This is a genomic window from Pseudoalteromonas sp. ND6B, from assembly GCF_000764215.1.
Lineage (GTDB): Bacteria > Pseudomonadota > Gammaproteobacteria > Enterobacterales > Alteromonadaceae > Pseudoalteromonas > Pseudoalteromonas tetraodonis.
Genome location: NZ_JQFL01000058.1, coordinates 68,535 through 82,845, shown reverse-complemented (window position 1 = coordinate 82,845; position 14,311 = coordinate 68,535). Strand labels below are relative to the sequence as shown.

At 40.3% G+C, this 14,311-nt stretch carries 13 protein-coding genes; 6 read left to right on the top strand and 7 right to left on the bottom strand.

The window, feature by feature from the left end; translation table 11 throughout:
* Window positions 1-91: 91 nt before the first annotated feature.
* Both ND6B_RS05680 and ND6B_RS05685 read left to right on the top strand, forming a co-directional pair.
* Window positions 92-898, top strand: a complete 807-nt coding sequence (locus ND6B_RS05680; RefSeq protein ID WP_013464492.1) for a cytochrome C assembly family protein — start codon at window positions 92-94, stop codon at window positions 896-898.
* Between the two features lie 61 nt (window positions 899-959).
* Window positions 960-2,228 carry an HlyC/CorC family transporter gene (locus ND6B_RS05685; protein WP_013464491.1) on the top strand — a complete coding sequence of 423 codons (1,269 nt, stop codon included), beginning with the start codon at window positions 960-962 and terminating at the stop codon, window positions 2,226-2,228.
* A 41-nt stretch (window positions 2,229-2,269) separates the two neighbouring features.
* Here ND6B_RS05685 and ND6B_RS05690 read toward each other — a convergent pair whose 3' ends face one another.
* Complete coding sequence (locus ND6B_RS05690; protein WP_013464490.1) at window positions 2,270-2,878, bottom strand: transglycosylase SLT domain-containing protein; 609 nt, start codon at window positions 2,876-2,878, stop codon at window positions 2,270-2,272.
* Between the two features lie 389 nt (window positions 2,879-3,267).
* Window positions 3,268-4,845, bottom strand: coding sequence for a glutamate--cysteine ligase (gshA, locus tag ND6B_RS05695; RefSeq protein WP_033103856.1), 1,578 nt, complete (start codon window positions 4,843-4,845; stop codon window positions 3,268-3,270).
* A 427-nt stretch (window positions 4,846-5,272) separates the two neighbouring features.
* Between gshA and ND6B_RS05700 the strand changes: the two genes are divergently transcribed.
* Complete coding sequence (locus ND6B_RS05700) at window positions 5,273-6,820, top strand: methyl-accepting chemotaxis protein (RefSeq protein WP_033103855.1); 1,548 nt, start codon at window positions 5,273-5,275, stop codon at window positions 6,818-6,820.
* A gap of 61 nt (window positions 6,821-6,881) precedes the next feature.
* On the opposite strand, the gene clpB is transcribed toward ND6B_RS05700, so the two are convergent.
* From clpB to rluD, 3 genes are all read right to left on the bottom strand, one after another.
* The gene (gene clpB, locus ND6B_RS05705; protein WP_033103854.1) at window positions 6,882-9,458 is read right to left on the bottom strand and encodes an ATP-dependent chaperone ClpB; all 2,577 of its coding nucleotides are present in this window, start codon (window positions 9,456-9,458) and stop codon (window positions 6,882-6,884) included.
* 96 nt (window positions 9,459-9,554) lie between these two features.
* The gene (gene pgeF / locus ND6B_RS05710) at window positions 9,555-10,286 is read right to left on the bottom strand and encodes a peptidoglycan editing factor PgeF (RefSeq protein ID WP_033103853.1); all 732 of its coding nucleotides are present in this window, start codon (window positions 10,284-10,286) and stop codon (window positions 9,555-9,557) included.
* 2 nt (window positions 10,287-10,288) lie between these two features.
* Window positions 10,289-11,266: a 23S rRNA pseudouridine(1911/1915/1917) synthase RluD gene (rluD, locus tag ND6B_RS05715; RefSeq protein ID WP_028835384.1), complete on the bottom strand. Its 978-nt coding sequence runs from the start codon at window positions 11,264-11,266 to the stop codon at window positions 10,289-10,291.
* A gap of 141 nt (window positions 11,267-11,407) precedes the next feature.
* Here rluD and ND6B_RS05720 point away from each other — a divergent pair, with 141 nt between their 5' ends.
* The gene (locus ND6B_RS05720) at window positions 11,408-12,172 is read left to right on the top strand and encodes an outer membrane protein assembly factor BamD (protein ID WP_033103852.1); all 765 of its coding nucleotides are present in this window, start codon (window positions 11,408-11,410) and stop codon (window positions 12,170-12,172) included.
* Window positions 12,173-12,227: 55 nt separating this feature from the next.
* Here ND6B_RS05720 and ND6B_RS05725 read toward each other — a convergent pair whose 3' ends face one another.
* Window positions 12,228-12,566, bottom strand: coding sequence for a P-II family nitrogen regulator (locus tag ND6B_RS05725; RefSeq protein WP_013464483.1), 339 nt, complete (start codon window positions 12,564-12,566; stop codon window positions 12,228-12,230).
* 158 nt (window positions 12,567-12,724) lie between these two features.
* Here ND6B_RS05725 and ND6B_RS05730 point away from each other — a divergent pair, with 158 nt between their 5' ends.
* Both ND6B_RS05730 and ND6B_RS05735 read left to right on the top strand, forming a co-directional pair.
* Window positions 12,725-13,270: a GspH/FimT family pseudopilin gene (locus ND6B_RS05730; protein WP_033103916.1), complete on the top strand. Its 546-nt coding sequence runs from the start codon at window positions 12,725-12,727 to the stop codon at window positions 13,268-13,270.
* 78 nt (window positions 13,271-13,348) lie between these two features.
* Window positions 13,349-13,882 carry a GspH/FimT family pseudopilin gene (locus tag ND6B_RS05735; RefSeq protein ID WP_028835385.1) on the top strand — a complete coding sequence of 178 codons (534 nt, stop codon included), beginning with the start codon at window positions 13,349-13,351 and terminating at the stop codon, window positions 13,880-13,882.
* A 6-nt stretch (window positions 13,883-13,888) separates the two neighbouring features.
* Here ND6B_RS05735 and ND6B_RS05740 read toward each other — a convergent pair whose 3' ends face one another.
* On the bottom strand, window positions 13,889-14,308 hold the full coding sequence (locus ND6B_RS05740) for a type IV pilin protein (protein WP_013464480.1): 420 nt from the start codon (window positions 14,306-14,308) through the stop codon (window positions 13,889-13,891).
* Between the last annotated feature and the right edge of the window lie 3 nt (window positions 14,309-14,311).

Genomic DNA, 14,311 nt, shown 5'->3' with positions numbered 1-14,311 from the left:
TTACAGGGTCTATGCATTTGCGTTGCTATAAAATACAATGACCAGATAACGAACACGAATTATTTGACTTCAATTAAGTGGCCAAAGCAAAATGCTGATTATTAGTTTAACTATTATTGCCAGTTTATTTTATGTGTTAGCAACGTCTCACGTGCTTTCGCGATTGTTTCATCGTCAGGGACCAAGCCAAAAAATTACCATAATACTGAGCACTGTCGCTATTTTGGCGCATATGCTGCTTTTAGTAAACTCGGTGTTTAGAGCCGATGGCCAAGATTTAAGTATTGTTAATGTTGCATTACTGACTTGTTGGGTAATAGTGCTTTGTGTCACCACCGTCTCTTTGAAGTTCCCTGCGACACTGCTATTACCTGTTGTATACGGCTTTGCTGCCCTGTTAACTATTGCTAGCCTGTTTATTCCTCATCACGTTTTACTCCATAGCATTAATGTAGAGCTTGCGTTAGTTGCGCATATTTCACTGTCGTTATTAGCCTACTGTATCTTAATTATTGCCACCCTTTACGGCGTACAATTTTACTTTATTGATAAACGTTTGAAACGTAAAGATTTAGCGATAGTACATAGCCATTTACCGCCACTAATGGTGGTAGAGCGTCAACTTTATCAACTATTAAATTTAGGCACAGTATTATTAAGCGTGGCGCTGATTACAGGGTTTGTATTTCTTGATGGCATGTTTGCCAAAGAGTTTATTCATAAAACAATCTTATCTTTAGTTGCTTGGGCTATTTTTGCCACGATTGCCGTTGGCCATGTAAAACGAGGTTGGCGAGGGAAAATGGTGGTAGTGAGTATTATGATTGCCGCATTTACACTCACACTCGCTTATTTTGGCAGCCGTTTTATACAAGAAGTGGTTCTAAATAAGTTTTAACTTGACTCTGAAAGCTCACTCTAGCTTAATACGCATTGGTTTATAAAAAAAGGATCCATCGTTGGACGACATATCGACAAGTACGCTGTTTATCATTTTAGGTTTATTGGTACTTTTTTCTGCTTACTTCTCCGGGTCAGAAACCGGAATCATGTCAATCAACCGTATTCGTTTACGACACCTCGCTAAAGAGAATCATCGTGCTGCGAAACGCGTTAGTAAGTTACTCAGTCGACCTGACAGGTTGATAGGTCTTATCCTTATTGGTAATAACCTTGTCAACATTGCGGCTGCCCAAGTTGCCACCATTATTGGTATTCGTTTGTATGGTGATTTAGGTATTGCTATAGCAACAGGTGCATTAACACTTGTGGTGCTGATTTTCGCTGAAGTAACGCCAAAAACACTGGCCGCCCTCTATCCTGAGCGAGTCGCTTTTCCAAGTTCGGTGATACTCAAAGGGTTACTAAAAATTCTCTTCCCATTTGTTGTCGTTGTTAACTGGATGACCAATGGTATATTGCGCTTATTTGGTATTAGCGCTGCACAAATAGATGAGCACAGCATGAGTAAAGAAGAATTAAAAACCGTGCTAAATGAATCGGGGGCGCTAATCCCCGCTCGTCACCAAAGTATGTTGACCTCTATTTTAGATTTAGAACAAGTTACCGTTGAAGATATTATGATCCCTCGCAATGAAATTGTGGCGATTGATATTAATGACGATTGGAAAATAATCAGTAAACAACTTACTCACGCTCAACATACTCGGGTGCTTTTATACCGCGACAATATTGATGATGCTGTTGGCTTTATTCACTCTCGTGATGCGCTTCGCCTTTTAACTAAAGAGCAGTTTGATAAGCCTTCGCTATTGCGTGCGGTACGTGAAATTTACTTTATCCCTGAGGGCACCTCGCTTAACACTCAGCTACTAAAATTTCAGTTATCAAAAGAACGTATTGGTATTGTTGTTGATGAATATGGCGACATTCAGGGCTTAGTCACTCTTGAAGATATTCTTGAAGAAGTTGTGGGTGATTTTACTACCACTCAAACTCGGACACCGAGTGAAGAAGTAACCACACAAAACGATGGCTCTTACATTGTCGACGGCGGTGCTAACGTTCGCGACTTAAATAAAGAAATGGGCTGGGAATTCCCATTAGACGGCCCTAAAACATTGAGTGGCTTGATTGTTGAGTACTTAGAAGATATCCCCGATGCTAATTTAAGTATTCGTATTGCAGGCTATCCGGTTGAAGTACTTGAGGTAAAAGAAAACATGATTAAACAAGTTAAAATTCAACCAAACAAACGTAAAAAATAAACCAATAAAAAAGGAGCCTGCTGGCTCCTTTTTAATCTAATCTAAAAGAACAATCGCTCTAACCAACCTTTATCTAAATCATCTTCGCAGCGTCTTAGCTGTGCGCCATAACGGCTTGCCCGATGTTTTACTTTATTGGCAACGCTCATTAGCCATTTTTTCTTACGATAGGTGCCTCGTTTATAACCACCCCATCCCTCATGATAATTTAAATACTGTGCGTAGGCGTCCCACTTAGACACACCATTAACTTTATGGGTTTTATAAACAAACCACGCCATAAAATCAATCGCATCTTCAAATTCGTCTCTGTCGGCGCCACTGTTACCTGTTTCACGAATATAATCAGACCAAGTAGGTGTTTTAGCTTGAGAATAGCCATAGGCATCGCTTGCACGACCAGTAGGAATTATCCATAAGAAGTATTCCATAGGCGGTGCTGCATCGTGGCGAAAAGAACTTTCTTGATACATCATGCTCATTAACACATGTTTTGGGGAGCCCCACTTTTCCTGCGCGTCTTTGGCATCAAAATACCAGTCAGATTTCTCTTCGAAAATTTTACAAATATCTTCTGGTTGCTTTGGGGGAGCTGTTGCACACCCAGCTATAGTGAGCAGCAAAGATAAGGTAATAATATTTTTTTTCATTTTTTAAGATCTCACTGAACTTTTTAAAAAAGTGTGGGTCTGAATCTATGAATGCAGCAGTACAGCATTGTTTCATCCCTAAAGAATATTTACGCAGCTACTATGAGCTGCGTTTTTTTTTGCCTGCTACTTACTTGGGTCTGTTGACCTTTCAAGGTTGCATTTGCAGCAGTTTGTTTGGTATTTAGGCAAGGCAAAGCCTATGTGGTGTGGTTATTCCCCATAAATAGGCGATAACGCAGCATCAATGCCAAACAGGTGCTGCCCTTCGGGTTCTGCCTAGGAGCGATTTACTCTTTGTTGCTCGGTTTTTACTTAGCCCACTAGGTTACAAACCTCGCGCCGCGATTAAACCGCTCCTAGTTTGAACAAATTGTAATCCGCAAAGGTCAACAGACCCTGAAATACGTATCTAAAAATGCGGTAAATGATTGTTTATCAGCGTGTTCAATTGCCTTTTGGGCTTGGTACGACTCTGCAGCTTGTTGCTCTAGCCACGATTTTGAAAATTCAGTATAACTTGCTGTTTCATGGCTTTGTTTGTACTTCTGAGCAAGTGACAGTGCAAAGTGGCCATTATCTAACCCTGACGCTTTTAACTGCTCAACATAACGACCAGAATACGTTAATGCCGGATCATGAATCCAAGTCGCCATGCGCTTAATAGTGTTTGAGTAGTAGTCAACATCGTAAGCAGTATCCATCCACTGAGCAACATCACTCAACTGACTAAATATTTCATCACCCCAAGATTCTAGGCTGCGCTGCTCATTATTAAAATTAAGCATCAAGCCTTGTTCTCGACCTTGGTTAACCACAGTATCCAGATTTTCAGTGCTACGAGTTTGCTCTTGCCAATCCATAGGCGCTGAATCTTTTAATAAACAATAAGTTAAAAACACATCTAAAAAGTGTATTTGCTCTAAGTCAATCCCAACTTCACTAAACGGGTTAACATCCAATGCACGAATTTCAATATATTCTATACCCGCTCTTAGCAATGCATCGGTGGGCGTTTCACCATTTTTTGCATTACGTTTAGGACGAATTGGCGAGTAAAACTCGTTCTCTATTTGCAAAATGTTTTTATTTAATTGCTTTGGCGTAGCACTGGTGTAATCGTCAATACTGCCGTAAATATCTGAAGGTGTATTTATGGCTTTTTTAAGCCCTGCAACATATTCATCTAATGAGTTGTACATTACCCGTAATGACGATTGTGCGCTATTGGTATAGCCTAAATTACCTAATCGTAATGCGGTACCCACTTCTAAATATAAAGTGCCTTTACCGAGTTTTTTAAACGGTAAATCGCTTTTACGCCCTTGTAAAAAAGAGCTACATAATGCCGGCGATGCGCCAAACATGTAGCTAATTAACCACAGTTCGCGTTTAAAGTTACGAATTAACGCCAAGTAACTATCCGATATGAAATCTTCAAGTTTCGCATTACTTTGCTTTAATGAATGCAGTGACTGCCATAGCGTTTCTGGAAAAGAAATATTGAAATGCACGCCTGCAATCGCTTGCATCATACTGCCGTAACGGTTCTTCAAGCCTTCGCGATATAGGGTTTTCATTTTACCGACATTAGAGTCGCCAAATTGTGCCAATACAATATCGTCTTGATGATTTATAAAGCACGGCATACTAATTGGCCACAACAATTCATCGCCCATATGTTCTAGGGTGAACTTTTGTAAATCTTTTAGCTGCTGCAAAGTTTGCTTTGATGACTCGCTAACCGGTGTAATGAACTCAAGTAAAGACTCAGAAAAATCAGTGGTAATATGCCCATTGGTGAGCGCACAGCCCACACCTTGAGGATGAGCCTGTTTAGAAATAGAACCATCGTGGTTAATTCTTAATGATTCTCTCTCAATACCGCGCATAATGCCTTTAATAGCCTGTTGATTATCTGCATTAGATAGCGCGTTGAGCGTGTTCTTTAAATTATAAGTTGTCAAAAAAAAGTTTCCTCGAGCCAAGTGGCTTAATCATAAGGTTATGGGGTCTTTTTACCTTTACTCAAGATTAAACGATGAAAAAACTATATGAATTTATTAGATATAGTTTTTACTGGATTTTAAACACGCTTTGTTTCACGCTATAAAAGATAATCTTGCCATTGCGACCACGAATATACAATTTCTTTTACATATTATTTGCCATAATCCGCCGCTGACAACATGGCGTTTTAAAACGCTTTGATAAGATAGAATTAAACCCTAAAAGTTTGTCATAACTGAAAAATTCAATTACGCTTAATATTGATAAAGATCATATAAATATCAAAAAAAATGTCTTATTCCTGCTATTTTACACATATCACTAACGTACATTAGTTTTAGTAATTACAATAGCCGCCATAATAAAGAATGATAAAGAGTCACTATGCGTCGTAATCAAAGCTTAATAGATGAAGAAGTTAACTTCGAAGAACACCAAGAGTTGGTTTCAACCACTGACTTACGCGGTGTTATTACTTATGCCAATCATGAGTTTTGTAGTATCGCAGGCTACGAGATGGATGAGCTGATAAATAAAAATCACAATATCGTTCGCCATCCTGATATGCCAAAAGCTGCATTTAAAGAAATGTGGGACACCTTAAAACAAGGCCATTCGTGGCGTGGCGCAGTAAAAAACTTATGTAAAGACGGCCGCTATTATTGGGTTGATGCATTTGTAACGCCTATTTTTGAGCATGGCCAACTGATTGGTTATCAGTCTGTGCGAATAAAACTAGAGCAACGCGCAAAACGCAGAGCACAAAAGCTCTATGCCAAAATTAACGCTAATAAATCATTATTCAGCTGGCGCGAACGCACATCATTGAGACAAGGTTTAAGCATTGCGGGAATTTTAATTTGGTTAGCAAGTGTCGCAATGTGGGGCTCTCTTTCGCTTGCCGCGATTAACTTATTAGTATGTATTGTTATTTTAGTTTTAAATTATGATGAGCTGGTAACAACACCAGCGACCCTCAAACAACAAAAAAGCCAAGCAGACTCTGTATCTCGTTATGTGTTTAGTGGCTCGCACCCACACAGCATTAGTGAGTATAGAGAGCAGATGCTCAGTGCTAAATTAAGAACGGTACTGGGACGGGTAAAAGATTCAACCTTGAGTTTTAATACGATTGCCCAAGGGTTAGATCAACAATCGACGTTGACCGAGCAAGGTATTTCTTCTCAAGGCACTCAGCTAGAACAAATTGCTTCAGCCATGTCACAAATGAGTACCACGATTGGTGAAATCTCTAACAATACCAATAACACAGCTGATAAAGTGGGCATTACTTATCAAAGCTGCTCTGATATCAAAAATCATATTGCAGATAACAGTAAAATGGTGTCTGACTTAGCTGTACAAGTTGAGCAAGCGGCCGCCACAGCAACGGGGCTTGCCTCTGAAGCAGATAAAATTGGCCAAGTCATGAGTGAAATAGAAGGGATTGCTGAACAAACTAACTTATTGGCACTTAATGCGGCTATTGAAGCGGCACGCGCCGGTGAGCATGGCCGTGGTTTTGCCGTTGTTGCCGATGAAGTAAGAGCGCTGTCGTCACGAACTCAAAACGCCACAGCACAAATTCACAGCTCAATTAAAGAAATTCAAGATACCTTGTTTAGCTGGTCTAAAATCATGCAGAGTACAAAACAACAAGCCGATGACTGTGTTAATACAACAGGACAAACACAACAAGAGCTTGATAGTATTTTTATTCAAATTAGTGAAATTTCACAGCTCGCCACCGATATTTCAGCCGCAGCAGAACAGCAACAGGTTGTAAGTAAAGACATTGGTAGCAATGTTGAAAAGATTAAAGGCTTAGGGGATGACAATTTACAATTGAGTTTTAGCGTAGCGCGCGGTGCGGCTGAACTAGTGGAAGGCTCAAGAAAAGTGAATGATTTATTACTGACTTTTAAGGTTTAACCAACTCCCTTAATAAAAACAAAAAAGCCGCTGAAAACAGCGGCTTTTTGCTGTGCTCAAATTATCGACTCGTAAACACTAAGCCGTCTTCGTTAGCATCAATGACAATGATACAACCTGGTTGAAATTCATTATTAAGCAGTTTTTGTGCTAATGGATTTTCAATGGTTTGCTGTATTGCCCGTTTAAGTGGACGAGCGCCATAGACAGGATCAAAGCCACTGGCAGCAATTCGCTCAAGAGCAGCATCTGTCAACTCAAGTAAATACCCCATCTCTGTCAATCGTTGACGTAATTTACTTAACTGAATATCTGCAATTTCTTTAATATGACTATGTGAAAGTGAGTGAAATACCACAGTTTCATCAATACGGTTAATGAACTCGGGTCTAAATTCATTATGTAAAACACCCATGACTTTTGCTTTAAGCTCGTCATAGTCATTACTTCCCGCTTGCTCTTGAATGATATCTGAGCCCAAGTTGGAGGTCATAATGATAACCGTATTTTTAAAATCAACCGTACGCCCTTGGCCATCCGTTAAACGCCCGTCATCAAGGACTTGTAATAAAATATTAAACACATCTGGATGCGCTTTTTCTATTTCATCAAGCAAAATAACCGAATAGGGTTTACGACGAACAGCTTCGGTTAAATAACCACCTTCTTCGTAACCTACGTATCCTGGAGGCGCACCGACTAAACGTGCGACTGAGTGTTTTTCCATAAACTCAGACATATCTATACGCACCATGGCACTTTCGGTATCAAACATATAGCCTGCTAGTGCCTTGGTAAGTTCTGTTTTACCAACCCCTGTAGGCCCTAAAAATAAGAACGAGCCAATTGGACGATTGGGATCAGCAAGCCCTGCACGCGAACGACGAATGGCATTAGCCACCGCAACGACGGCCTCATCTTGACCAATGACTTTGTTATGTAACTGCTCTTCCATTTGTAATAGTTTTTCACGTTCACCTTGGAGCATACGTGCCACTGGGATCCCGGTCCAACGTGATAAAATTTCTGCAATTTCATCTTCGCCTACCTGATTTTTAAGCAAGCTCATTTCTTGCATTTCTGCTTGTGATGCTAAATCGAGTTTGCGCTCAAGCTCAGGTATACGTCCATATTGCAGTTCAGACATACGCTGCAAGTCACTTGCTCTGCGTGCCACTTCTAAGTCAAGTCGTGCCTGCTCTAGTTCAGCTTTAATAACCTGCGTGCCTTGTAAAGACGCTTTTTCTGCATTCCATACTTCATCAAGTTCACGGTATTGTACTTCAAGCTCAGTGATCAGCTCGACCATTTCTGTACGGCGCTTTTGACTTGCTTCATCTTTCTCTTTGGCCAGTGCGTTATCTTCAATTTTTAATTGGATAATGCGGCGCTCTAATTTATCTAAAGCTTCTGGCTTTGAATCAATTTGCAAGCGAATAGAAGAGCCCGCTTCGTCAATTAAATCGATTGCTTTATCGGGTAATTGGCGATCACTAATATAACGATGCGATAACTGCGCTGCGGCAACGATTGCAGGGTCGGTGATCTCCACTGAATGGTGTAATTCGTAACGCTCTTTCAAGCCACGCAGAATAGCAATGGTGTCTTCTACTGAAGGCTCTTCTATTAATACCTTTTGGAAACGGCGCTCAAGCGCAGCATCTTTTTCAATGTACTTACGGTATTCATCTAAAGTGGTTGCGCCTACGCAATGGAGTTCACCGCGTGCTAAGGCAGGTTTTAACATGTTACCCGCATCCATAGCGCCATCACTTTTACCAGCACCAACAATGGTATGAATTTCATCAATAAATAAAATAACTTGGCCTTCTTCTTTAGCCAACTCATTAAGTACTGATTTTAAACGCTCTTCAAATTCACCTCGGTATTTTGCACCAGCAACTAATGCGCCTAAATCAAGTGATAATACGCGCTTGTTTTTTAAGCCCTCAGGCACTTCACCATTAATAATACGCTGTGCAAGCCCTTCAGCTATGGCTGTTTTACCCACCCCTGGCTCACCAATTAACACAGGGTTATTTTTGGTACGGCGTTGTAATACTTGAATAGTGCGGCGAATTTCATCATCACGACCGATTACAGGGTCAAGCTTACCTTGCTCTGCACGCTCAGTTAAATCGATGGTGTACTTTTCAAGTGCTTGGCGTGTTTCTTCCGCATTAGGATCGTCAACTTTTTGGCCACCACGAATCGCCTCAATTGCCGTTTCAACCTTACTCGCAGTAATGTTAAGTGCTTTAAAAACACTGCCAAGCGGGCCTTTATCTTCACACGCAACTAATACAAACAACTCACTTGAAATGTATTTATCTTTACGTTTTTGGGCGTATTTATCACATAGGTTTATCAGTGAAACCATGTTATTTGACAACTGTACATCGCCACCAACACCTTCCACTTTAAATAACTTTTCTATCTCTTGTGATAATTTAGTGTTGAGTTCATCAACGCTGATGCTCATTTGTGCAAATAGTGCACGTACACTTGAGCCACTTTGTTTTAACAAAGCGTACATTAGATGCACAGGTTCAATAAATTGATGATCGCGACCTAGCGCTAATGATTGCGCATCTGAAAGCGCAGACTGAAATTTACTTGTAAATCTATCTAAACGCATGGGGGTTTACCTATAAAAAAACGAATTACTTAATAGATGGGTATGTTAGCGGGTTTGTTCAAGGTATTGTGGGAAAAATAATCACCTAATGATTATTTACTTGCGCCAGATCAAACTTGCCATACGACCGGTTTGGCCATCGCGCCGATAAGAAAAAAACAAGTTAGCTTGAGAAACCGTGCAATGCTCACCCCCGCTAATGTTTATAACGCCCTGTTGATTAAGTAAAATAGTTGCTATTAGATAGATATCAGCTAAATACTTTTCATTATTTTGAGCTTTGAACGCGCTGTGCATTAGGGGGTTAGTTGCTGTAAATAACTCGACTACCTCTTGGCCTACTTGAAATTGATTAGCCCCTATTGCAGGACCTAACCAAGCATGTATATTCGCCGAGGCATTTTTAAAACATGCCAGCGTATTGTTGATCACCCCTTGCTCTAACCCTCGCCAACCAGCATGAATTGCGGCCACTTCTTGCCCGTCACTCGATGAAAGTAAAATAGGTAAACAATCAGCGGTCATTATGGCTAAAGGTTGATTGCGTAATTGCGTGTGTAGCGCATCGCCTGTGAGTGTTTGGTTGGGGTCAAATCGCTCATCCACTGTAATTACATCAGCGCTATGAACCTGATTTAACCAAATTGCCGGTTTAGGCAAATGAGCATTTACACGTGCTCTGTTATTTAATACATCTTGGCTGTTATCACCTACATGCAACCCTAAATTCAAACTATCGAATGGAGGCTGAGATACGCCCCCTTCACGTGTAGTACTCAATGTATCTACACCATGAAGAGATTGCCATGTAGCTGATAAGCCAAACATTGTTAACTCGCTATATCAGGGTTTGCTTTTGTGTCTTCGCGCAGTGCTTGAGTCATCGCCACCATATCATCAGGGATAGGCGCTTGCCAGGTCATCATTTCACCGGTGATTGGATGCGCAATACTTAATTTAACGGCATGAAGCGCTTGGCGTTTAAAGCTACGCAGTAACTCAAATAACTCAGGCGTTGCCCCTTTTGGTGGACGAGGACGACCGCCATAAGATTGATCACCAATTAATGGATGGTTTAAGTATGCCATATGCACACGAATTTGGTGTGTACGCCCTGTTTCAAGACGTAAACGCAAACGTGTATGGGCGCGGAATTTTTCGGCAACACGGTAATGCGTAATAGCTGGTTTACCCATTTCATGTACTGCCATATGCGTACGCTGCGTTGCATGACGACCAATTGGTTTTTCAACCATACCACCGGCTGTCATAGTGCCATTACATAACGCTTCATATTCACGTGTGAAGTTTTCGCGCTTTTGCAGTGCTTTAACTAAATGTGTTTGTGCCTGAATCGTTTTAGCAACAACCATTAAACCTGTTGTGTCTTTGTCTAAACGATGCACAATACCCGCTCTTGGCACGTTAATAATTTCTGGATAGTAGTGTAGTAAAGCATTTAACACCGTACCATCAGGGTTACCTGCGCCAGGATGAACCACTAATCCCATCGGTTTGTTGATCACTAAAATATCATCGTCTTCATAAACGATGTTTAATTTGATATCTTGTGCTTCGTATTCACGAGGTGCTTCTATTGTTGTTTCAACAGCTACAACTTCACCACCGAGTAGTTTTTCACGCGGGGTGTTGAAAATTTCGCCATCAACGGTGATTTTATCATCTAAAATCCACGTTTTTATCCGTGATCGTGAATAATCAGGGAACAATTGCGCTAATACTTGGTCTAGACGTTTACCACCTAAGTCTGTTGGGACCTCGGCTTGGAGAGATATTTGCTCTGACATTAGTAACTTTACCCAATTTACCAGTGCAAGCTGTGCTTGACTGGGTTAGAATCGCTTTTAATAAAAGCATAACATAATACGCATAGTTTACTCGGTTTTACCCACTTGGCCTAGCCGAAGACATCGAAGGTAACAAATAAAATGATAAATAAAATAGGGAAACGTGCATTCGCCATTGTTTTTTCAGTTTCAGTGCTTAGTTTAGGGGCCTGCTCGTCTGCACCTGACCAAGAAGATATTCAACGCGTACCCAACAGATCGGCACAAGCACTATACGAAGATGCAAAACGAACGCTTGATTCTGGTTTATACGCTCGTGCAATTGAATTATTGTCGGCAATTGATTCTCGCTACCCGTTTGGTCCGTTTTCAAAACAAGTCCAAATGGATTTAGTGTATGCACATTACCAATCAGGTAATACAGAGCAAGCGCTTGCTACAATCGACCGTTTTATTCGCTTAAACCCAAACCACAAAGATTTAGATTACATGTACTACATGCGTGGCTTGGTTAATATTAAGGCGGATAAAAATGCTTTCCAAGAATACTTTGGCGTAGACAGAGCCGACAGAGATGCTAAACGCACCCGTGTTGCTTATACCGACTTATCAACTTTGGTTAAACGTTTTCCAGAAAGTGATTATGCGCCAGAAGCAAAACGTCGTTTAGTTTGGTTATTAAACCGCATGGCACGTTATGAGCTAAAAGTGGCAACTTACTATTACGAACGTGAAGCCTATTTAGCAGCCGCAAATCGCGGTAAATATGTGGTAGAGCACTACTCACAAAGTAGTTATCTTGATGCGGCACTCGCCATGATGGAAAAAAGTTACGAGAAGCTTGGCTTGACTGAACTAAGTCAACATGCAGAGCAAACGCGTAAATTTAATAGCAGAAATAAATAACACGAAAAAGGCGCTAGTTATAAAATTAGCGCCTTTTTTTACGAGGTTTATTCGACTATATAGCCTCTTCATCCTCTTCTGCAGTACGAATTCGAACCACACGTTCTACGTCAGTGACAAATATTTTACCATCACCAATTTTGCCAGTTTGTGCTGTTTTAACAATAACATCAATAGCACGTTCTACGTCTTCATCACCGAGCACAATATCTAGTTTTACTTTAGGTAAAAAGTCAACCATGTACTCAGCACCACGGTATAGCTCTGTGTGGCCTTTTTGACGCCCAAACCCTTTTACTTCACTTACTGTCATACCCGTAATGCCAACATCAGATAATGCTTCACGCACATCATCGAGCTTAAACGGTTTAATGATTGCTTCTATTTTTTTCATAGTAATTACTTTTGAAAGCTTCAGTTGCCTCGATTTTAGACAATCATGAGGTTCATAGCAAACAAAGAGATTGAATAGCACCGGTGAAAAATAATCATGGTATGATTATTTTAATAAAAATAACTATACTAAAACATCACCGAGTTAATGAGATTTATATGAAAACTAAGCACCGTGGATTTACCCTATTAGAGTTAATGGTCACCGTGGCCATTGTTGGCATTATAGCCACTATTGCGTTGTGGAACAGTAGCGATATGCTGGAAGAAAACCGAGGTGAAAATTTTTTATTAGAACTTAAACGTAATATTAGCTTTGCACGCTCACAAGCGGCTAGTACCGATGAGATCGTAATTGTGTGCGCTGCTCCAGGTACAAAAGTAAAAAGTAGTGATAAAACCCTAACTTGCTCAAGTAAATGGGATGTTGATCAAATAATTATTACCTTTATAGATGCTAATAATAATGGCCAATATAATAATGAAACAGATAGCTTGATCAGAGTCATGGAGGAAATTAGTCCTAATGATCGCGTTTCATTTACAGATACCCGTATACGATTTAATACCAGCGGACGTATAACTACAAATCCTGGGAACTTCATATTTTGTCCTAACGGCGACAACAAAAACCAAAAAGCGTTAACATTAACGCAATCAGGCACCGCTTTTTATTTAGGGGATACCACAGAGAGCTGTGGTTAAAAGCCATTTCATACTTTGTCGTTTTTTTGATTGTTTACTAAACTAATATAATGGACTGTTCAATGAAAGGCTTCAGGGATGAAGTTAATTATAAGTGTTCACAAAAATGGTGGCGTTACATTATTAGAATTACTAGTAACCATTTCAGTTATAGCGATACTAAGCCAACTCTCTTTATGGTTTTTTCCTGATTTCTTGGCGCTCAATCGCGCAGATAACCAGATTAATCTATTACACAGAAACATTAATTATGCACGTCTTTATGCAATAGAAAATAATAGCTACGTCACTCTATGTGCCTTGAAAAATAATGAGTGTTTAGAAGATGATTGGGACAATCAGGTGTCACTTTTTATTGATAACGACAAGTCAACCTCTTTGGATGATGACGAGCGCCTTATTAGTACCTTTGAACATACCCATCCCTCTGATAGCTTAGAGTATCCTCGGGATGCCATCACTTTTAGACCCGACGGCTCTTTAAACGGCTTTCAAAACGGTACTTTTATCTATTGCCCAAATAACGAAAAAGCAAGCCTTGAGGGGCTTGCTCTGTCAATAAGTCAAACTGGGCGAATACGAATAAAATCTACCAACAAATGCCAAAAATAACTAATGTTATCTACCCCAGCAATAGTTGATGTCGGTATTGCCTTTACTACCCGTTGCTCCTTTTAAGCCAACGTCATTAATGGTTAATGACGTGCAATCAGCATCCCCTTTCACGGCACCAGCAATGGGTTTAGCAGTGATTGTAAATTCATTGCTATTAACCACATTAATTGTTAGCTCAAAATGACCGTTTTCAGTTTTACTTTGAATACCTAAGTCGCTAAACGAAGTTGAATATGCTCGGTTATCCACAAAGTATTGCTCTTGCTTGTTTGCCGCATCTAAAAGCGCAGAAGCGGCTTCTGCGCGTGATGCCCTTTTTATATATTCACTGTAATTAGGCACTGCAATGGCGGCAATGATGCCAACAATCGCAACGGTGATCATTAACTCAATTAATGTAAATCCTTGTTGTGTCTTATTCATATA